The sequence below is a fragment of the Roseibium aquae genome, from assembly GCF_008711285.1.
Classification (GTDB): Bacteria; Pseudomonadota; Alphaproteobacteria; order Rhizobiales; family Stappiaceae; genus Roseibium; species Roseibium aquae.
Window position 1 is genome coordinate 34892 of record NZ_VXDC01000009.1, and the last position, 18930, is coordinate 53821.

Consider the following 18930-nt stretch of genomic DNA (forward strand, 5'->3'; position numbering starts at 1 on the left):
GGCGGCCTCAGCTGATCTTGACCCCGGGTCCAAGCAGAATGCCCTCGCCGCTTTCAAGACCGAGCAATGTGCCGTCACTGTAGATCTCGACCGAGGTCACGGTGCCCGACACCCCGTTCGCATCTGTGGCCGTCCGGCCGACCAGATCGTCGATTTGGCCGAACGACATATTGACGAGCATTTGCTCCAGGTTCTTGTTCGTGTTGATCGACTGCTCGAGCTGCGAGAAGCTGGCAAGTTGCGCCAGCTGCTCGTTGCTGTCGACGGGGCTGGTGGGATCCTGGTGCTTCATCTGTTCGAGCATGAGCTTCAGGAAGGTATCATAGTCCACCGTCATCTGCTTTTCGGCCGCGCTCGTGGCCTGAGAGGCTGTCGGCGCGGTTCGGGCCCCGGTGGAGCCGGCCGTGCCGGCGGTTTCGGTTACACTTTGGACAGACATTGCTTGTCTCCTTCCTATCCTGCAGCGCTTCGCAGTTCCGGCAATCTTTCCGAATAGCTGCCGCTGATCAGCTCCGCTTCGATGGGGTACAGATCGCGAATGAGTTTCATGGCCTCGAACCAGCGTTTTTCCCCGGCAAGGCGCGACACCTCGTCAAGGCGCTCAAGCACCAGCGGATGAGAAAACGTCCGGCTGGAGGAAGTCAGCACCATGTCGAGCATGTCTCCGGCGCTCGCGGCCGCGTTTGGATCCATGATCATGGTCTGGAGAATGAAATAGATCTGCCGCAGCGGCGTGGTGGCCTGTTCGGCCTGAAGAACATGGCCCTCCAGCAGAAACACCGCGTCATTGAGCAACTCGATGCTCGTCTTGCGCTCCGCGCGGATTACCGCCCCGTTGATGAACAGCCGCTCACCCGCCTTAAGCCCGATCTTCATGCACCAGCTCCCGCGTTTCCTCGTCCCCGACCTCGATGGCCCCGCCTTCGGCGGTTCCGGTTGTATTTGCCAAGCCGTCCCGGATCATCGTGTTGATCTGGATAAGATCGGCCAACGATGACACTTCGCCCTGGCGGAGGCGCTCGATTTCCTTCAGCACCCAGATCCCGATGGAAATCAGATTGGCCCGCATGTTTGCCGGCAAGGCATTCCGTTCGTCGGCCAGACTCTCCAGCAAGAACACCCAAAGCCGGTTGGTGTAGAAAAGGGCGTCCACAGCGGCCGCGGACGCCGGCCCGACCGTGTGGGCCGCCGCCAGCTTGTCCAACACGGTTTCGAAGGCAGCCACCTCGTTGGCCCGGTCGTCGGCACAGATTTCATCCATCGTTTCTGCGTAGGACGTTGAAAACATGTTTCCTCGCTTGGAACGCGGTCCGGTCTCAGGCCGGCCGCTGGATTACAGGTAGTTGAGCAGGCTCAGGCGCTGCATGCGCGCGCTAACGGCGTAGCTCGTCTCCAGCTGGGTCAACGCGGTGTTCAGCCGGATCGCGGTTTCTTCCGGGTTGACGTTTTCCAGGCCGTTGATCCGCTTGTTCAGAAGATCCGTTTGCACCGAAAGGCTCTCCGACGCGTTCTTCACCCGCTCCTGCACGCCGCCCAGCTGCCCCATGAGACCGACGACACTGTTGATCCCGGTTCCCAGCTTCTGGATCGCCTTGTCGACCACGACCTTGAAGGTCTCGTGATCGAGATTATCCGCTCCGGTTCCCATCACCATGGCAAGACCTGCGGCGATATCGCGGAACGCCCGTTCATTCGCGCTCACGGACGAGGACACTGATTCTTGTGCTGAAATCCTTGCGGTCATCGGTTGATCGGAAGCGCTCGACCAGTTGGCTGCCCAGTTCGGCTCGGTGGCGGGCGGTGTGATCACCGTGGTGCTGAAAACGTCCTCGAAGTCGGTGGTCAGGAAGGCGTCCATGTCGGCCGCCGTGATCACCGATACGCCCGGGTCGTCCGGCCCGGTCAGTCCATAGCTGTAGGGCGGAGCATTGAAGAAGGCGGTGAAGGCCGCGTCCATCGCCGCCTTGTTTGGCGCGCCCGGCGCGAAGAAGTCGGTCATGGGCTGTTGATCGACGTTGAGGCCGCCAAACAGGTAGCTACCGTTGAGCTGAGTGTTCAGCCGGGAGAGAAACAGGTCCATCGCCCCGCTCGCCTCATTGGCGGCCAGATCCGCGCTGCCCTCGGTGTCGCGCATGGCGATCAGGGAGGCGACCAGATCCTGAACGGTGTCCTTGATGTCGCCCATCGCGGCCTGGCTGACGTCCAGCCGGGAGGCGGTCAGTTCGTTGGTGTCCTTGATCGAGTTCAAGAATATGAACTCGGACCGCAGAGAGACCGCCTCACCGGTCCGCCCTCCCAGATCGAGACCGACATCCGCCTTGCGGCCGCTCGCCATTTCCACCTGCAACCGGTTGAGCAGGCTGGTCTGCTTCATGAGTTGCGCCCTGGCCGAATCCGACAGCGCGATGGTGGAGACAAAGGTCGTTTTCATTGAAGGTTACCTCGCTACAGCCATGAGATCGTCGAGCATGCGGTCAACCGTGGTAATCAGTTTGGCCGCGGCAGCAAAAGCGCGCTCGATATCGAGCAGACGGGTCATCTCCTCGTCGATGTTCACGCCCGTCGTGTTCGACAGGTTCTCTGCGGTGCGGTTGACGATGACGGATTGAACCTCAAGGTCATTGGTCGCGGCGCTGCGTCTTGCCTCAAGCCAGCTTACCGACGACGCGGCGAAGCCGGACACCGAATCCGTCGGGTCCAGCCCCACATTCGGATCGAATGTTGTGCTGGTATTGATCCCGGACAGCATTCCCTGGATCCGGTCGCTGTAGCCGGCCAGATTGGCCGGGTTGTAGTCATAGTTCACCGGGTCCGACAAACCGCCATTGCGCAACCGGTCCAGATCGCCGCCCTGATCGGGGTCGGCGTTCCTGTTGATCGTAATGGTCGAGGCAAGACCGGTGGTCAGACCGGCGGGCAGCACGAGGCCAAGATTGGTCCCAACCGGCACACCTGCACCGGCGCTTTCCACGAAAAGCCCCTGTTGATCCGGACCGCCGCCCCCCGATTGATCGGCTTCGCGGAACGCAACGATCAATCCGCGGGCGATTTCGTCCAATTGGCTTTGATAGGTGGTCGCCACGTTGTCGCGCAGATCGGCAAGCCCTTTGATCCTGCCGGATTTCAACTCCATCACCGCGTTGGGGCCTGCGGCCGGCACCCCGTCGATGAAAACCGCATTGCCAACCGTTCCGGCGGCATAGGAAAAGGTTGTTTCAAAGGTCACGGCCCTTGCCGTGGTCTCGAACAGGGTGATCCCGCTGTCCGTGGTGATGACCATGTCGCCATCGGCCCGCGACAGCGTGGAAATGCCGATTTCCTCAGAAAGGCTCAGAAGCACCCGGTCCCGCTCGTCGAGCGCGTCCGTTATATCCGTGCCGATCTGGTTGCCCTGGACAATCTTGTCGTTGAGGCCTTCGAACTGATCTAGAAGACGGTTGACCTTGGCCACGGAGGCGGCAATGTCCGCGTCCGCTTTGGCCCGTGTCTCCTGCACCGTCCGGGACGCGTTGTTGAGCGTTTGCGCCATGGTCTGCGCATCGGACAGCAGGCTCTGCGCCAGGATGGTGTTGTTAGGCTCGGACGCGAAGGCCTGAAGGGATTTCTTCAGGTCTCCGAGTTTTGCGGCCGGCGACATCTCCAGTTCGGTGTCGTTGATCGTCACCGCCAGCGCCGACAAGCCGTCCAGAACGGCCTGTTGCGCGGTGCCCGAGGATGTGGAGCGCAGCAGGCTGGTGTAGAGCGCCTCGTTGGCCGCCCGCGCGACGCCTTCCACCCGCACCCCGCCGGCTTGCCCGGAATTGGTCACCAGACTGCTGAGCATCACGGATTTGCGCGAATAGCCGGGGTCTTGGGCCCCGGATACATTCCGGGAGATCACGGAGGTTTCCGATTGCCGGGCCGCAAGAGCGGATTGCGCAACCTGGAGCGCGACAGACAGGCTCATGACGAATGCTTCCAGTTAAAGGGGCGGCCCTGCGTCAGCGGACCAGATTTACCAGTTCCTGCAGGAGGTCGGACCCAGCCTTGAAGGATTTGGAATTTGCGCTGTAGGACCGTTGGGACTCGATCATGGCCGTCAGTTCGGTGCCGATATCGGCGTTTGATCCCTCGAGCGCGCCAACCGTGAGATCGCCCAATCCGGCCTCTCCGGGAAAGCCAACCTGCAGGTCTCCGGATTCATTGGTCACGCGAAACACGTTTCCCGAAACCGGCAGGAGCTTGTCGGGAGCCGCCACATCCGCGAGGGGGATCTTGTAGATCGCCCGGCGATCCCCGTTCGAATAGAGGGCAAACAGCGTGCCATCGTCACCGAAAGCCACATCCTCCACCGACGCCGGTGCGTTGCCATTGGTGTCGACCTCGGTGATGGTGAAGTCCTCGGCAAGCATTGTCGAATTGCTCACATCCAGCGGGATTGTAGCCCCATTGGGAACTGGAATGCTGATGGGCCCGCCGGCCGTGAGCGATCCGTCCGTTCGCGAGAATGTCAGCGGGCTCGTGACAAGCGGACCGGCGCCGTAGGGAAAGGGGGTCGCGCCGGCCGACGCGGTGCTCGCGTCGAACACCGAGACTTCCCAGGTCGAATCCGTGGCCGTGTCCGCCGTCTTGGTATAGTAGATGTCCAACGTCACTTCGTTGCCGAGATTGTCATAGACCACGAGCGAGGTTTTGGCGGAAAAGGCCGACGCGGCCACGTTCGCCGATGGCAGGGTCGCCGGAATGGCCGCGTCCTCCCGAACGTTGGCCCACAAGGTGGCCTGTGTCGTTTCGGTCGCTTCTAGCTGGTTCTGGGAGACATTGACCCGCTCCATTCCGCCCAGGCCATTGGCCGCCGGCGCGGGGACATTGCCGTCGGTGACCGGCAGACCTTGGAGATAGTAGCCGGCGGTGTTGATCAGTTCGCCATTGTTCGTCTTGACGAATTTGCCCGCCCGCGTAAGCACAGGCTGCCCGTCCTGGCCCTCGACCACGAAAAACCCGTTTCCATCGATCGCAAGATCAAGCCCCGACGTCGTAAAACTGAGCGTGCCCTGCTGGGAGATGTTGTAGAGCGTCTTGGCCTCGACACCGCCGGAACTGTAGCTGCCACCGCCGGAGTTCACGACGAGCGACTGAAACTCCGTTTGAGCTTTCTTGTAGCCGGTGGTGCTGGCATTGGCGATGTTGTCCGCCACCGTGCCAAGCTTGGACGCTTGTGCATTCATACCGGACACACCGGTCCGCATTACGCCGAAGAGGCTCATGGAGAAACTCCCGTTTCCAATCTGACTGCCCGCATTCAAGCGTTCAAAACTTGTGTGAGGCTGTCGGACGAAGAAACGGGGGCGAATGGCCAGACGGCCCGCCGCGTTTTGGCCGCCGCGGCCCGGACCGCGCGCTGCCGCCAACGTCAACGCGGCGAACGTGGCGGGCGCCGCCGATGGAGGGCGCTCCGCCCACGGGCGAAGGCTCTATCCGGGTCGCCCGCCCGCCAATCTAGCCGATCAGGGCGTTGGTGAGCGCGCTCCCGGGGTCGGCAAGGCCATCGATGACGTTGAAATGGTGGCGGTCCTCTTCATAGACGGCGCGCACGTGCGCGCCCTTGCGCTTCCAGCATTCCTCGAGCAGCCGTGTCTGCCGCAAGAATTCCGGGCGCTCCTGCGCGCCGACCCAACAAACGGTGTCGATGCCACCGGCCGGATCCTGCAGGGCCGCGCTTTCCTCGACGGCCTGTTGAAGATCAAGGCGCAGGTCGTCATTCATCTTCGTCAGCTGCAGCGGTTCCAGATGATGAAGGCCCGAGATGGACACGACCCGTTTGACCCGCACGCGCAGGTCCGCGGCGAGCGGCGCATTGGCGCAGGCCATCCTGCTCACCAGATGCCCGCCTGCCGAATGCCCGGCCAGATGTATCGGCCCCCTCACCTTTTCCGCCGCGGCTGCGAGAGCCGCGGCCACTTGCCATGTCATGTCGGGAAGGCGCGCCTCGGGTGCCAGAACATAGCTCGGCAATGCAACGGCCCAGCCATGGGCCAACGGCCCCTTGGCCAGATGCGACCAGAAGGATTTGTCGAATTTCAACCAGTAGCCACCATGCACAAACACCACCAGCCCCCTGGCTTCTTCGTCCGGCCAGAACAGGTCGAAGACCTCCCGTGGATGGGTCCCGTAGGCGCAGTCCAGTTCTTTTCGGGGATGCGTGTTTCGAAAGTTTTGGGCCAAATCCGTCCAAAGATCGGGATACCCCATGGCGTTGGCTATGTAAGGTCCGTTTGCGAAAGCATCGTCCCAATCAATTCCGCTCAAATCCGGCATATGGCTCCCCTTGTTCAATCAATGGCCGATAATCGGCGCCGGGCCCGTTTCGAACAATCCAATTATTTTAAGCTTGAACTATTTAGGGCTCAACAATACACTCATAGCCGAACACGCCCCGCTGGGCGACCGTGGAAATTGGGGGAGACTGTTGATGCGTATCGCGTGTCTGGGAGGCGGGCCCGCCGGGCTCTATTTCGCGATTTCGATGAAGCTGCGCGATCCGTCCCACGAGATTGTCGTGATCGAGCGCAACAAGGCCAACGACACATTCGGCTGGGGCGTCGTGCTCTCCGATGACGCGCTGGACAATCTTCAGACCAACGACCCTAAGAGCGCCGAGGCGATCCGCGCCAACTTCGCCTATTGGGATGATATCGCCGTCGTTCATGACGGCGTGCGGACCGTGTCCGGCGGCCATGGCTTTGCCGGTATCGGGCGCAAGAAGATGTTGGTTCTGCTGCAGGAGCGCGCGCGGGAACTGGGAATCGAACTCCTGTTCGAAACCGAATTCGACGACGTGGAGGCGTTCAAGCGGGACTACGATCTTGTGGTGGCCTGCGATGGCCTTAATTCCAGGATCCGCACGAAATACGCCGAGCACTTCAAACCGCAGATCGACCTGCGCAAGTGCAAGTTTATCTGGCTCGGCACCCATCAAAAGTTCGACGACGCCTTCACCTTCATTTTCGAAAAGACCGAGCATGGCTGGATCTGGGGCCATGTCTATCAGTTCGACGAGGACACGGCGACCTTCATTGTCGAGTGCGCCCAGGACACCTGGGACAGGTTCGGCTTCGAGGCGATGTCAAAGGACGAGATCATCGCAACTTGCGAAAAAGTCTTCGCCGATCACCTGGGCGGGCACAGCCTGATGTCGAATGCGGCGCATCTGCGGGGCTCCGCGGTCTGGATGAACTTCCCCAGGGTCCTGTGCGAGCGCTGGTATCACGACAATGTTGTGCTGCTGGGCGATGCCTCGGCGACCGCGCATTTTTCCATTGGCTCGGGGACCCGCCTTGCCTTCGACAGCGCGATTGCCTTGGCCGACTACCTGCATTCGGAACCGACTTTGGAAGCGGCGTTCGAACGCTACCAGGAAGAACGGCGGCTTGAAGTCCTGCGTCTGCAGTCCGCGGCCCGCAACTCGCTGGAATGGTTCGAGGAAGTGGAACGCTACCTCGATCTGGATCCTGTGCAGTTCAATTATTCGCTCCTTACCCGCTCCCAGCGCATCAGCCACGAAAACCTGCGCCTGCGCGATCCGCAATGGCTGCGTTCGGCGGAGAAGTGGTTTCAGGATCAGGCTGGCGCCCCGGCCAACGGCCCAGTCCGCCCGCCCATGTTCGCGCCGTTCCAGTTGCGCGGGATGACGCTGGCCAATCGCGTGGTCGTGTCTCCCATGGCGCAATACAAGGCTGTGGACGGCTGCCCGACCGATTGGCACCTGATCCACTATGGCGAACGGGCCAAGGGCGGCGCTGGACTTGTCTATACCGAAATGACCTGCGTCTCGGACTCGGGCCGCATCACGCCCGGTTGTCCCGGGCTTTATGCCCCGGAGCATGAATCGGCCTGGAAACGCCTAACTGATTTCGTCCACACGGAAACGAATGCCCGGATCTGCTGCCAGATCGGCCATTCGGGCCGCAAGGGTTCCACCAATCTTGGCTGGGAGGGCATGGATACCCCGCTCAAGGACGGCAACTGGGATCTGGTCTCGGCCTCCGCCCTGCCCTGGTCGCCCGGCAATGCCGTGCCGCGTGAGATCACCCGGCCGGAGATGGACACGATCCGCGACCAGTTTGTCGCGGCGACCGAAATGGCCGAGCGTGCCGGGTTCGACATGGTGGAACTGCACGCCGCCCACGGCTACCTGATCTCCTCGTTCATCTCCCCGGTCTCAAACACACGCAGCGACGAGTATGGCGGCAGCCTGGAAAGCCGGATGCGTTATCCGCTGGAGGTGTTCAAGGCCATGCGGGCCGTCTGGCCGAAAGAAAAACCCATGTCCGTCCGGATCTCCGCAAACGACTGGGTGGGCGAGGACGGCATCACACCGGACGACGCGGTCGAGGTCGGCAAAATGTTCAGCGCCGCGGGGGCCGATATCATCGACGTTTCGGCGGGTCAAACGACCATCGAAGCCAAGCCGGTCTATGGCCGGATGTTCCAGACCCCCTTCTCCGACCGGATCCGCAACGAGGCCGGGATCAGCACGATGGCCGTCGGCAACATTTATGAGGCCGATCATGTGAACTCGATCCTGATGGCCGGACGCGCCGATCTTGTCTGCGTGGGGCGCCCGCATCTGGCCGACCCCTATTGGACGCTCCATGAAGCCGCCAAGATCGGTGACCGCCACGCGGATTGGCCGCTGCCCTACCTGGCTGGCCGCGATCAAGCCTGGCGGCTGGCCGAGCGGGAAGCCGAAACCGTGGTGAAGGTCTGATGATCGCCGGCAAACATGTCGTGATCTCCGGCGGCGGGACCGGTGTGGGCGCGGCCGTCGCCAAAACCTTTGCCGGCGCCGGGGCTCGGGTTTGTATTCTCGGCCGCACGGAGGAAACACTCAAGGCCCAGAACCTGCCTTATGCGGTATGCGACGTGACCAAGGCGGACGACGTCAAAGCCGCTTTGGAGAAGGCCCGGAAGGAGTTTGGCGTCATAGATATCGCCATCGCCAATGCCGGTGCGGCGGAAAGCGTGCCCTTTTCAAAGATGGACCAGGGCACGCTGGAGCGCATGATGGCGGTCAACGTGACCGGTGTGTTCAATCTCTGGCAGGCGGCCTTTTACGACATGAAGGCCGCCGGTTGGGGCCGCATGATCGCTATAGCCTCGACCGCCGGACTCAAGGGCTACCCTTATGTCTCGGGCTACTGCGCGGCCAAACACGCGGTGGTTGGCCTGACCCGGTCAATCGCCATGGAACTGGGCCCGACGGGCATCACGGCCAATGCGATTTGTCCCGGTTTCGTCGAGACGCCCATGCTGGAACGCTCGATCGAAACCATTGTCGCAAAAACCGGGATGAGCCGCGACCTGGCCGCCAAAAGCCTGCGGAAAGGCAACCCGCAGGACCGCTTCATCCAGACCGGCGAGGTCGCCGATGCCGCGTTGTGGCTATGTTCCGAAGGCGCCCGCTCTGTCAATGGCCATACCCTTACCTTGTCGGGGGGCGAAATATGACCGCGCGGATCCCCATGAACGAGACCGAACCCGTCTCAAAAACACGGTTGCGGTTGTGGCTGAAGCTGTTGAAAGCAAGCAACCGGATCGAGGACGAAATCCGGCGGAAACTGCGTGAGGACTACCAGTCGACTTTGCCCAGGTTCGACGTCATGTCGGCCCTGTTCCGTTATCCGGACGGGCTCAAGATGAGCGAGATTTCGGATCTTCTACGGGTCTCGAACGGCAACATCACCGGGATCGTCGACCGCTTGACGCAGGAAGGGCTCGCGGAAAGGGCCTCCGTTCCCGGCGACCGGCGCGCCTCGCTGGTCCGGTTGACCGATACGGGCCGCAGCGCGTTTGCCGAGCACGCGGCCGCCCATGAGGGCTGGATCGACCGGCTTTTGACCGGCCTCAGCGAAGAGGACACCGCAGCCATGATCGCCCGCCTCGACAAGCTCATCGATACCTTGGAGGATCCCCGCCCGTGACCACACGCACCGATGTGACCCACTTCAACTGCACGCTGGCGGACGGCATTGCCCGCATCTCGCTCAACCGTCCCGAACGGAAGAACCCGCTGACCTTCGACAGCTACGCCGAGCTTCGCGACTGGTTCCGGGATCTGCACTACGCCGAGGACGTGCATGTGGTGGTCTTTGAGGGCAATGGCGGCAATTTCTGTTCCGGCGGGGACGTGCACGACATTATCGGGCCGCTCACGAAAATGAGCATGAAGGAGCTGATGGCCTTCACCCGCATGACGGGCGATCTGGTCAAGGCCATGATGAATTGCGGCAAGCCGGTCATCGCGGCCGTGGAAGGCGTGTGCGCCGGGGCCGGCGCGATCATCGCGATGGCCTCAGACATCCGCATCGCGGCCACGGATGCCAAGGTCGCCTTCCTGTTCAATCGGGTCGGTCTGGCCGGCTGCGACATGGGCGCCTGCGCGATCCTGCCCCGCATTGTCGGCCAGGGCCGGGCCGCCGAGCTGCTTTACTTCGGCCGCTCACTCGGGGCCGAGGAAGGTCACGCCTGGGGGTTCTTCAACCGGGTTGTCGAACAGGACAAGCTGGCGGAAACCGCGCTCGACATGGCGCAAAAACTCGCCGACGGACCCAATTTCGCCAACATGATGACCAAGACGATGCTGAACCAGGAATGGTCCATGTCCATCGAACAGGCGATCGAGGCCGAGGCGCAGGCACAGGCGATCTGCATGCAGACACAGGATTTCCACCGGGCCTATCACGCATTCGTTGCCAAGGAACGGCCGGTGTTCGAGGGCAACTGATGGCGGATAGCACCTTTCTCACCTGGCCATTCTTCGAAGACAGGCACCGCGAACTGAGCAAAGAGCTGGAGCAATGGGCCGGCTCAAATCTTGGCGAGGTCGATCACCACGACACGGACGCCACCTGCCGCATGCTCGTCGCCATGCTTGGAGACGCCGGGTTTCTGACCCATTCCGGGATTGACCCGGAAGGCGATGCGCCGCTGGATGTGCGCAGCTTGTGCCTCATTCGCGAAACGCTCGCCCGCCACGATGGATTGGCCGATTTCGCCTTTGCCATGCAGGGCCTTGGAACCGGGGCGATTTCACTGTTCGGCTCACAGGATCAAAAGCGCGAATGGCTGCCGCTCACCCGTTCGGGGAAAGCCATCTCCGCCTTCGCCCTCACCGAACCTCAATCGGGATCGGATGTTGCCAATTCGATGATGATGGCGACGCGCGACGGCAACCATTTTGTGCTCAATGGCGAAAAGACCTGGATCTCCAACGGCGGGATCGCGGACGTTTACACGGTTTTCGCCTGCACGGGGGAAGCCCCGGGCGCCAAGGGCCTGTCCGCCTTCATTGTGCCCGCCGGCACGGCGGGTTTTGAGATCGCAGAGCGGCTTGAAACCATCGCACCGCATCCGCTCGCGACGCTGCGCTTCTGCGATGCCCGCATTCCGGCCTCCGCCATGCTCGGTCACGGCGGGGATGGGTTCAAGATCGCCATGTCCGTGCTGGACGTGTTCCGCTCCACAGTTGGCGCCGCGGCTCTCGGCTTTGCCCGCCGGGCTCTGGATGAAGCGCTTTCTCGGGTCACCCAACGGGAAATCCAGGGCGCGCCCCTGTTCGACCTGCAGATGGTTCAGGCCAAAATCGCGGAGATGGCGCTGGATGTCGATGCCGCCGCGCTGTTGATCTACCGGGCGGCCTGGACCAAGGATAGCGGGGCGCCGCGCATCACCCGCGAGGCGGCCATGGCCAAACTCTTCGCCACCGATCAGGCCCAACAGGTCATCGACAAGGCCGTCCAGCTCCACGGGGGCAACGGCGTGCGCTCCGGCGAAACCGTTGAACGGCTCTACCGGGAAATCCGGGCTTTGCGGATCTACGAAGGCGCTTCGGATGTCCAGAAGGTCATCATCGCGCGCCAGGCGCTCACCGCGTTTCAGGAAGGACGGCCATGTTGAAGCCATCAGCCCACCACGACAGTTTCGCCAGGGACAACCTGCCCCCGCAGCACATGTGGCCGGACTTGATCCTCGACGGGTTCAACTATCCCGATCGCCTGAACGCTGCGGTCGAGCTGACCGACAAGATGGTCGAAAGGGGCTTTGGAGATCACACCGCGCTGATCGGCAATGGCCGCCGCCGCACCTACAAGGAGCTGTCCGACTGGACCAACCGCCTCGCCCATGCGCTGGTGGAGGATCTTGGAGTGAAGCCCGGCAACAGGGTCCTGATCCGCTCGGCCAACAACCCGGCCATGGTTGCCTGCTGGCTGGCCGCCACCAAGGCCGGCGCGGTTGTCGTCAACACCATGCCCATGCTGCGGGCGGTCGAACTCAAAAAATATGTCGAGCTTGCCGAGATCACACACGCCTTGTGCGACACGCGGCTGATGGATGAGTTGACATTGTGCGCCAAGGACAGCCCGATCCTCAACACTGTCGTCGGCTTTGACGGTACGTCGAACCATGACGCGGAACTCGATCGTCTGGCGCTGGAAAAGTCCGTCAAATTCGATGCGATTGAAACGTCCCAGGACGATGTGGCACTGCTCGGCTTCACCTCCGGATCGACCGGGGTGCCGAAGGCGACCATGCATTTCCACCGCGACCTTCTGATCATCGCCGACGGCTATGCCCGGGAGGTGCTGAACGTTCACCCGGATGACGTTTTTGTCGGTTCTCCGCCGCTTGCCTTCACTTTCGGTCTTGGCGGGTTGGCGATCTTTCCGCTGCGTTTCGGCGCGGCCGCAACCCTCCTGGAACAGGCGACGCCGCCGAACATGATCGAGATCATCGAGAAGTTCAAAGCAACCGTCAGCTTCACCGCGCCGACAGCCTACCGGGCCATGCTGAAGGCGATGGAGGAAGGCGCCGACCTTTCCTCCCTGCGCGCAGCTGTCTCGGCGGGGGAAACCCTCCCTGCCCCGGTCTATGAGGAGTGGATGTCAAAGACCGGAAAACCGATGCTGGACGGCATTGGCGCGACCGAGATGCTGCACATCTTCATTTCCAACCGGTTCGACGATCACCGCCCGGCCTGCACCGGTAAACCCGTTACAGGCTATGAAGCCAAGATCATCGGCCCAAAGGGTGAAGACCTGCCCGATGGCGAGGTTGGCCGGTTGGCGGTTCGCGGGCCGACCGGGTGCCGCTACCTGCGCGGCGCGCGTCAGGAGGAATATGTCCAAAACGGCTGGAACATCACCGGGGATGCCTTTACGCGGGACGCGGACGGCTATTTCCATTTCGCCGCCCGCAACGACGATATGATCATCTCCTCTGGCTACAACATCGCGGGCCCCGAAGTCGAAGCGGCCCTGCTCGCTCACGACGCTGTGGCCGAATGCGCCGTGATCGGCGTGCCGGACGAGGAGCGCGGCGCGATCGTGCAAGCCCATGTGGTCCTGATGAGCGGCATCGAACCGTCGGACACCATGGTCAAGACCCTGCAAGACCATGTGAAGGCGACCATTGCCCCTTTCAAATATCCGCGCTCCGTGATCTTTACCGACACCTTGCCGAAGACAGCGACAGGCAAGATCCAGCGCTTCCGGCTGAAAGACCCCGAATGACCCCTTCCGCCTACGATCCCGGCTCGGATGGAGCCAAGATGAACTACAAAGACGCCATGTCCTATGGCGATTATCTTCATCTATCGCCTGTCGTTTCGGCCCAGCATCCGCTGTCGAACGCCCATGACGAAATGTTGTTCATTATCCAGCATCAGACCAGCGAACTGTGGATGAAGCTGGCGATCCACGAGCTGATGAGCGCACGGGAGATGATGAATGCCGGCAACATGCCGCCGGCCTTCAAAATGCTGACGCGTGTGGCGCGGATCTTCGAGCAATTGAACGGCGCTTGGGACGTGCTGCGCACCATGACGCCGAGCGAATACACCGAGTTCCGCGACGATCTGGGCCCCTCCTCCGGCTTCCAGTCCTGGCAGTACCGGATGATCGAATTCATTCTCGGCAACCGCAATCCGAACATGGTCAAGCCCCATGCACATCACCCGGATATCGCCGCGGCGCTGGAGGCCGAGCTTGCCCGCCCGAGCTTTTATGATGATGCCGTGCGCCTGCTCTACACGACACTCGATGGCCCGGGTGCCGTCCCTCCGGCGCCAAATCTGAACGCGCCACACGAGGCGAACGACGAGATCAAGGCGCGCTGGAAGACGGTTTACGAGAACGTCTCGGACTACTGGATGCTTTATGAACTGGCTGAGAAGCTCGTTGATATGGAAGATTATTTCCGCCGCTGGCGGTTCAATCATGTGACGACCGTGGAGCGCGTCATCGGTTTCAAGCGCGGCACCGGCGGCACGGCTGGCGTCGCTTATTTGCGGCGCATGCTCGAAGTCGAACTCTTCCCCGAACTCTGGCACGTGCGCGGAGACCTGTGATCTCATGAATGCCCCCGTCAAACCCTTGACCCTGCCCAAAAAAGACCGCTTCGACATCCCCGATGGCGTTCTTTATCTCGATGGAAACTCCCTCGGTGTTCTGCCGAAAGGCGCCGCAGAGCGGGCGGCCAGGACAATCACCCAGGAATGGGGCGGTGAGCTCATCAAGGCCTGGAACACGGCTGGATGGATGGCGCTGCCGCAAGTCGTGGGCGACCGGATCGCGTCGCTGATCGGCGCGCCCGAAGGTTCGGTCGCGACCGGCGATACCCTGTCCATCAAGGTCTATCAGGCTGTTGCGGCCGGTTTGAAAATGCGGCCGGACCGGAAAGTTATTCTGTCGGACACCGGCAATTTCCCGACCGATCTCTACATGGTCGAGGGCCTCATCAAGACAATCGGCAAGGACTACGAGCTGCGCACGGTTGCCCCGGAGGCCGTGGCGGATGCGATCTGCGAAGACGTCGCCGTCGTAATGCTGACCCAGGTCGACTATCGCACCGGGCGGATGCACGACATGGCCGCGCTCACCAAGGCAGCCCATGCCGCTGGGGCCGTGATGATCTGGGATCTGGCGCACTCCGCCGGGGCGGTTCCGGTCGATCTGGCCGGATGCCATTGTGAATTCGCCGTCGGTTGCAGCTACAAGTATCTCAATGGCGGCCCTGGAGCACCGGCCTTCATTTATTGCCGTCCGGATCTCGTTGAAACAGTCGAGCCGGCGCTGGCCGGATGGCTCGGCCATGACGCGCCTTTCGCGATGGAAATGAATTACCGGCCCGCGATGAGCACGGAGCGCCTGCGCATCGGGACGCCCTCCATTGTTCAGCTGTCCATTCTGGACGAAGCGCTCAACGCTTTTGAAGGCGTCACCATGGACGAGATCCGCGCTGCCTCCATCCGGCTCTCCGAACGGTTCATTCAGGAAGTCGAGGCGCGCTGCCCGATGCTCGTCCTCGCCTCGCCGCGCAATCCCGATAACCGGGGGTCGCAAGTCTCCTTTGCCTTCGAGAACGGGTATGAAGCGATACAGGCACTGATTGCGCGCGGCGTGATCGGCGATTTCCGGGCACCGAACATCATGCGCTTCGGCTTTACCCCGCTTTATCTCGATGAAACGGACGTCGTGAAAGCCGCGGAAATCCTCGAGGGCATCATGGCGAGCGAAGCCTGGAAAGATCCGAAATACGCGGTTCGCGCGCGCGTGACCTGACCCGGCCCATCAAGACACAACACTGGACACACCATCATGAGCCACAAAGTCATTCAGCCGGAAGGCTGGGCCCCGGCCAAGGGCTACGCCAACGCCATGCTGACCCCGGACGGGACGCTTTATGTCGGCGGCCAGATCGGCTGGAACGCCGAACAGAAATTCGAGCATCACGATTTCATCGGCCAGATGGAGCAGGCTTTGAAAAACATTGTCGCCGTGGTCGAAGCCGCCGGCGGCAAGCCTGAGGACGTTGTGCGCCTGACATGGTTCGTTACCGACAAGAAGACCTATCTTGCCCATCAGCGCGAGGTCGGCCAGGCCTATCAGCGCATCTTCGGCAAACACTTCCCCGCCATGTCGATGCTGGTGGTATCAGAACTGGTCGAAGATGAAGCGCTGGTCGAGATCGAGGCGACAGCCGTCCTGAAGAAGGCCTGACACGCGCAGGCCGACGCCCCTGCCGGCTTCCACAGCCGCACAGCGGAAGTACAGACACAAAAGAAAAAGGGCGGCCCGGTGAGCCGCCCTTTATCGTTGCGCCGTCTATCGATCAGTCGTAGCGCAACTCGGTCGCCTTGCCCCGGAAGACGGTGTAGGCAAGGATCGTGTAACCGATGATCACCGGCAGAACGAACACCGCCCCAATCAGGATGATGAACAGGCTTTCAGGAGCGCTGGCGCTTTCATAGAGGGTCAGCCGTTCCGGCACCACATAGGGATAGAACGAATAGGCCAAGCCGGAGAACGCCAGCACGAACAAGCTGGATGTGGCGGCGAACGGCACCCATGACCATTTGTCGTTCCTTGCGGGCAGATGCTGCAGGGTGGTCCAGAGAATGAACAGCATCAAACCGGCCATCAGCGGCAGCGGGGCAAGCAGGATCATCGAGGGAAACGAAAACCACTTGTCGAAGATCCGCTCACTGACCAACGGGCTTGCAAGGGAAATGGCCGCAAAACCCATGACCACACCCCACAGCCGTGTCCGCGCCCAGCGGATGGCCTTGAGCTGGAGCACATCTTCACACTTGTAGATCAGCCAAGCGGCCCCGATCAGCCCATAGCCTGCCGTCAAGCACGCGGCCGTCAGGATCCCGAAGCCGATGGTGGCGGGGGTGTGTTCCAGGCCCATGATGTAGAGCCCAAGCATGTAGCCCTGAGCCAAAGACGCGGACAAGGAACCGGCAAAGAAAGCCTGGTTCCAGCGCAGTTTCTGCTTGCCGCTGGTCTTGGCCCGAAACTCGAAAGCCACACCGCGCAAGATCAAGCCGATCAGCATGACCGCCACGGGCAGATAAAGCGCGGTCAGGATGACCCCATGCGCCACGGGAAACGCCACCAGCAAAAGGCCAACGGCCAGCACGAGCCAGGTTTCATTGGCATCCCAAAACGGCCCGATCGCGGCAATCATACGGTCCTTTTCATCCTCGTCGGCCAGGGGCAGGAGAATGCCCACGCCAAGATCGAAGCCGTCGAGAACAACATAGACGAGGATCGAGATGCCCATCAGGGCGGCAAAGGCCAGCGGAAGCCAGACGGTTGGATCTCCGAATAGGGTCATGCGTCTTACTCCCCCGGAACCAGGGCCACCTGGGCCGCACCGGAATGCGGCCGGGTGTCTTCCCCGTCACTCGCCTTGCGGGCCAGGCGGAACATCACCGTGACATAGGCCACAAGAAGCACCGCATACACGATCAGATAGGCGGCCAATGTCGTTGCCACCATGGGCGCGGGCACATCGGCCACGGCCGCCTCGGTGGTCAGGACGCCCTGCACCAACCACGGCTGACGGCCGATTTCCGTCGTGTACCATCCAGCCAGCGTGGCCACCCAGCCGGAGAAGGTCATCGCGACCAGGCCGCGCAACAGCCACGGGTTCAGACCGTCCACACCGCCCTTGCGGCGCATCATGATCACGGTTGTCCAGCTCATCAGAAGCATCAGCACGCCGGTCCCGACCATCACCCGGAATGACCAGAAAACGGGCGCCACAGGAGGATGAAGCGCAGTACCATCCTCGGCATAGAAATCGTTCAGGCCGGGCACCACACCCGCGGGATCATGCTTCAGGATCAGGGAGGCTCCGTTCGGTATGCCGATTTCAAAGTCGTTCTGGCGCTTTTCCTCATCCGGCAAGGCAAACAGAAGCAGCGGCACATGGGACGAGGTTTCCCAGTTGCCTTCCATCGCCGCCACTTTCTGCGGCTGATGCTCGAGGGTGTTCAACCCATGCATGTCGCCGGCCCAGATCTGGATCGGGATCAGGATGGCGGCCATCCAGGCGCCGGTCTTCAGCGTCAGGCGCACGCCCTTCGACCGGTCCCCGATCAGCCGCCGGTAGGCCGACACACCGGTGATCAGGAACGCGACCGTCAATCCGCTGGCCAGCAACATATGCGCGAGCCGGTATGGCATGGACGGATTGAAGACGATTGCCCACCAGTCGGTCGCATGCACGATCCCGTCCCGCAGCTCAAAACCGGCCGGCGTGTGCATCCATGAATTCAGAACCAGGATCCAGAATGCGCTCATCGTGGTGCCGAACGCCACCAGGAAGGTGGCCAGGGTATGCAGCCAGTTGGGCACGCGCGATGCGCCGAACAGCATGATCCCCAGGAAAGCCGCTTCCAGGAAAAAGGCGGTCAGCACTTCATAGGCCAGAAGCGGCCCAGCCACATTGCCGACCGTTTCCATGAAGCCGGGCCAGTTCGTGCCGAACTGGAAGCTCATGGTAATGCCGCTCACCACCCCGAGCCCGAAGGACAGGGCGAAGATCTTGACCCAGAACATGTAGGCCGCCATCCAACGGTCGTCGCCGGTCGCGTTGAAGCGCAGTTTGAAGAACAGCAGCACCCACCCGAGCGCGATGGTGATCGTCGGGAACAGGATGTGAAACGAGATATTGGCCGCGAACTGAATCCGGCTGAGAAGAAGCTCTTCCATGGGTCCTTCCTGGCGCGCATGCCTGACAAGGTGACTGTATGACCCGTGATATGGATGAGCGTTACCACCTACTCAATATCCAATCGGCCACCTGCGGCGACACGCCCTGCGGCAGCCGGTCACATGCGATTTTACATTGCTTACAAGAGGTTAACGGAAGGGATTTCCAAGGTCAGACCGGCAGCACCGGGCCACACGTCTCACAGGCGCTTCAACCAGAACTTTCACGGCCGCAAGCACAAGCTGCGGATGCCCGGAGTGAGACCGTCAGGCGGCGCCGCTCCCACGCCTCGCGCCGGATCGGCGCGGCACGAGGCGCCACCGGGTTGGCACTGAAAACATGAAGAAATTCCCGCAGGATGGCGCGGCAAAGGCCGCCTGGACGCAT

At 61.7% G+C, this 18930-nt stretch carries 18 protein-coding genes; 9 read left to right on the plus strand and 9 right to left on the minus strand.

All coding sequences use genetic code 11. From position 1 onward, the window contains the following. Window positions 1-7: 7 nt before the first annotated feature. The 7 genes from flgD to F0184_RS14985 all read right to left on the minus strand — a co-directional run bounded on the left by flgD (window position 8) and on the right by F0184_RS14985 (window position 6297). Complete coding sequence (flgD, locus tag F0184_RS14955; protein ID WP_150497009.1) at window positions 8-439, minus strand: flagellar hook assembly protein FlgD; 432 nt, start codon at window positions 437-439, stop codon at window positions 8-10. A 14-nt stretch (window positions 440-453) separates the two neighbouring features. Then, window positions 454-876, minus strand: a complete 423-nt coding sequence (gene flbT / locus F0184_RS14960) for a flagellar biosynthesis repressor FlbT (RefSeq protein ID WP_150497010.1) — start codon at window positions 874-876, stop codon at window positions 454-456. Then, window positions 860-1288 (minus strand): flagellar biosynthesis regulator FlaF, encoded by a 429-nt coding sequence (gene flaF / locus F0184_RS14965; RefSeq protein ID WP_150497011.1) that lies wholly within the window; start codon window positions 1286-1288, stop codon window positions 860-862. The genes flbT and flaF overlap by 17 nt, the downstream gene beginning before the upstream one ends. 45 nt (window positions 1289-1333) lie before the next feature. Then, window positions 1334-2431 (minus strand): flagellar hook-associated family protein, encoded by a 1098-nt coding sequence (locus F0184_RS14970; RefSeq protein WP_150497012.1) that lies wholly within the window; start codon window positions 2429-2431, stop codon window positions 1334-1336. A gap of 6 nt (window positions 2432-2437) precedes the next feature. Next, the gene (gene flgK / locus F0184_RS14975) at window positions 2438-3946 is read right to left on the minus strand and encodes a flagellar hook-associated protein FlgK (RefSeq protein ID WP_150497013.1); all 1509 of its coding nucleotides are present in this window, start codon (window positions 3944-3946) and stop codon (window positions 2438-2440) included. Between the two features lie 34 nt (window positions 3947-3980). After that, entirely contained in the window at window positions 3981-5246 is a 1266-nt protein-coding gene (locus F0184_RS14980; RefSeq protein ID WP_150497014.1) for a flagellar hook protein FlgE, read from the minus strand. A gap of 232 nt (window positions 5247-5478) precedes the next feature. After that, the gene (locus F0184_RS14985; protein WP_150497015.1) at window positions 5479-6297 is read right to left on the minus strand and encodes an alpha/beta hydrolase; all 819 of its coding nucleotides are present in this window, start codon (window positions 6295-6297) and stop codon (window positions 5479-5481) included. Between the two features lie 154 nt (window positions 6298-6451). Here F0184_RS14985 and F0184_RS14990 point away from each other — a divergent pair, with 154 nt between their 5' ends. Genes F0184_RS14990 through F0184_RS15030 form a run of 9 tightly spaced genes read left to right on the plus strand, consistent with a single transcriptional unit; the run spans window position 6452 to window position 16037 of the window. Beyond that, the gene (locus F0184_RS14990) at window positions 6452-8749 is read left to right on the plus strand and encodes a bifunctional salicylyl-CoA 5-hydroxylase/oxidoreductase (RefSeq protein WP_150497016.1); all 2298 of its coding nucleotides are present in this window, start codon (window positions 6452-6454) and stop codon (window positions 8747-8749) included. After that, window positions 8749-9489, plus strand: a complete 741-nt coding sequence (locus F0184_RS14995; RefSeq protein ID WP_150497017.1) for an SDR family NAD(P)-dependent oxidoreductase — start codon at window positions 8749-8751, stop codon at window positions 9487-9489. Before F0184_RS14990 ends, F0184_RS14995 begins: the two co-directional genes overlap by 1 nt. After that, window positions 9486-9962 (plus strand): MarR family winged helix-turn-helix transcriptional regulator, encoded by a 477-nt coding sequence (locus tag F0184_RS15000; RefSeq protein WP_244299216.1) that lies wholly within the window; start codon window positions 9486-9488, stop codon window positions 9960-9962. Before F0184_RS14995 ends, F0184_RS15000 begins: the two co-directional genes overlap by 4 nt. Then, window positions 9959-10765, plus strand: a complete 807-nt coding sequence (locus tag F0184_RS15005) for an enoyl-CoA hydratase family protein (RefSeq protein WP_150497018.1) — start codon at window positions 9959-9961, stop codon at window positions 10763-10765. The genes F0184_RS15000 and F0184_RS15005 overlap by 4 nt, the downstream gene beginning before the upstream one ends. Beyond that, window positions 10765-11937, plus strand: coding sequence for an acyl-CoA dehydrogenase family protein (locus tag F0184_RS15010; RefSeq protein WP_150497019.1), 1173 nt, complete (start codon window positions 10765-10767; stop codon window positions 11935-11937). The genes F0184_RS15005 and F0184_RS15010 overlap by 1 nt, the downstream gene beginning before the upstream one ends. Then, on the plus strand, window positions 11931-13550 hold the full coding sequence (locus F0184_RS15015) for an AMP-binding protein (protein WP_150497020.1): 1620 nt from the start codon (window positions 11931-11933) through the stop codon (window positions 13548-13550). Before F0184_RS15010 ends, F0184_RS15015 begins: the two co-directional genes overlap by 7 nt. After that, on the plus strand, window positions 13547-14386 hold the full coding sequence (locus F0184_RS15020; RefSeq protein ID WP_150497021.1) for a tryptophan 2,3-dioxygenase: 840 nt from the start codon (window positions 13547-13549) through the stop codon (window positions 14384-14386). Before F0184_RS15015 ends, F0184_RS15020 begins: the two co-directional genes overlap by 4 nt. Window positions 14387-14390: 4 nt before the next feature. Next, a complete protein-coding gene (gene kynU, locus F0184_RS15025) occupies window positions 14391-15599 on the plus strand; it encodes a kynureninase (protein WP_150497022.1) in 1209 nt (402 codons plus the stop codon). Window positions 15600-15635: 36 nt separating this feature from the next. Beyond that, window positions 15636-16037, plus strand: a complete 402-nt coding sequence (locus F0184_RS15030; protein ID WP_150497023.1) for a RidA family protein — start codon at window positions 15636-15638, stop codon at window positions 16035-16037. A 112-nt stretch (window positions 16038-16149) separates the two neighbouring features. Here F0184_RS15030 and F0184_RS15035 read toward each other — a convergent pair whose 3' ends face one another. Both F0184_RS15035 and F0184_RS15040 read right to left on the minus strand, forming a co-directional pair. After that, window positions 16150-17160, minus strand: coding sequence for a cytochrome d ubiquinol oxidase subunit II (locus tag F0184_RS15035; protein WP_150497024.1), 1011 nt, complete (start codon window positions 17158-17160; stop codon window positions 16150-16152). A gap of 5 nt (window positions 17161-17165) precedes the next feature. After that, on the minus strand, window positions 17166-18542 hold the full coding sequence (locus F0184_RS15040) for a cytochrome ubiquinol oxidase subunit I (RefSeq protein ID WP_150497025.1): 1377 nt from the start codon (window positions 18540-18542) through the stop codon (window positions 17166-17168). Window positions 18543-18930: the final 388 nt, after the last annotated feature.

Bases quoted from the DNA above. Each gene is read 5' to 3' on its own strand.
- flgD (WP_150497009.1), bottom strand. From the start codon at position 439: ATGTCTGTCCAAAGTGTAACCGAAACCGCCGGCACGGCCGGCTCCACC.
- flbT (WP_150497010.1), bottom strand. From the start codon at position 876: ATGAAGATCGGGCTTAAGGCGGGTGAGCGGCTGTTCATCAACGGGGCG.
- flaF (WP_150497011.1), bottom strand. From the start codon at position 1,288: ATGTTTTCAACGTCCTACGCAGAAACGATGGATGAAATCTGTGCCGAC.
- F0184_RS14970 (WP_150497012.1), bottom strand. From the start codon at position 2,431: ATGAAAACGACCTTTGTCTCCACCATCGCGCTGTCGGATTCGGCCAGG.
- flgK (WP_150497013.1), bottom strand. From the start codon at position 3,946: ATGAGCCTGTCTGTCGCGCTCCAGGTTGCGCAATCCGCTCTTGCGGCC.
- F0184_RS14980 (WP_150497014.1), bottom strand. From the start codon at position 5,246: ATGAGCCTCTTCGGCGTAATGCGGACCGGTGTGTCCGGTATGAATGCA.
- F0184_RS14985 (WP_150497015.1), bottom strand. From the start codon at position 6,297: ATGCCGGATTTGAGCGGAATTGATTGGGACGATGCTTTCGCAAACGGA.
- F0184_RS14990 (WP_150497016.1), top strand. From the start codon at position 6,452: ATGCGTATCGCGTGTCTGGGAGGCGGGCCCGCCGGGCTCTATTTCGCG.
- F0184_RS14995 (WP_150497017.1), top strand. From the start codon at position 8,749: ATGATCGCCGGCAAACATGTCGTGATCTCCGGCGGCGGGACCGGTGTG.
- F0184_RS15000 (WP_244299216.1), top strand. From the start codon at position 9,486: ATGACCGCGCGGATCCCCATGAACGAGACCGAACCCGTCTCAAAAACA.
- F0184_RS15010 (WP_150497019.1), top strand. From the start codon at position 10,765: ATGGCGGATAGCACCTTTCTCACCTGGCCATTCTTCGAAGACAGGCAC.
- F0184_RS15015 (WP_150497020.1), top strand. From the start codon at position 11,931: ATGTTGAAGCCATCAGCCCACCACGACAGTTTCGCCAGGGACAACCTG.
- F0184_RS15020 (WP_150497021.1), top strand. From the start codon at position 13,547: ATGACCCCTTCCGCCTACGATCCCGGCTCGGATGGAGCCAAGATGAAC.
- kynU (WP_150497022.1), top strand. From the start codon at position 14,391: ATGAATGCCCCCGTCAAACCCTTGACCCTGCCCAAAAAAGACCGCTTC.
- F0184_RS15030 (WP_150497023.1), top strand. From the start codon at position 15,636: ATGAGCCACAAAGTCATTCAGCCGGAAGGCTGGGCCCCGGCCAAGGGC.
- F0184_RS15035 (WP_150497024.1), bottom strand. From the start codon at position 17,160: ATGACCCTATTCGGAGATCCAACCGTCTGGCTTCCGCTGGCCTTTGCC.
- F0184_RS15040 (WP_150497025.1), bottom strand. From the start codon at position 18,542: ATGGAAGAGCTTCTTCTCAGCCGGATTCAGTTCGCGGCCAATATCTCG.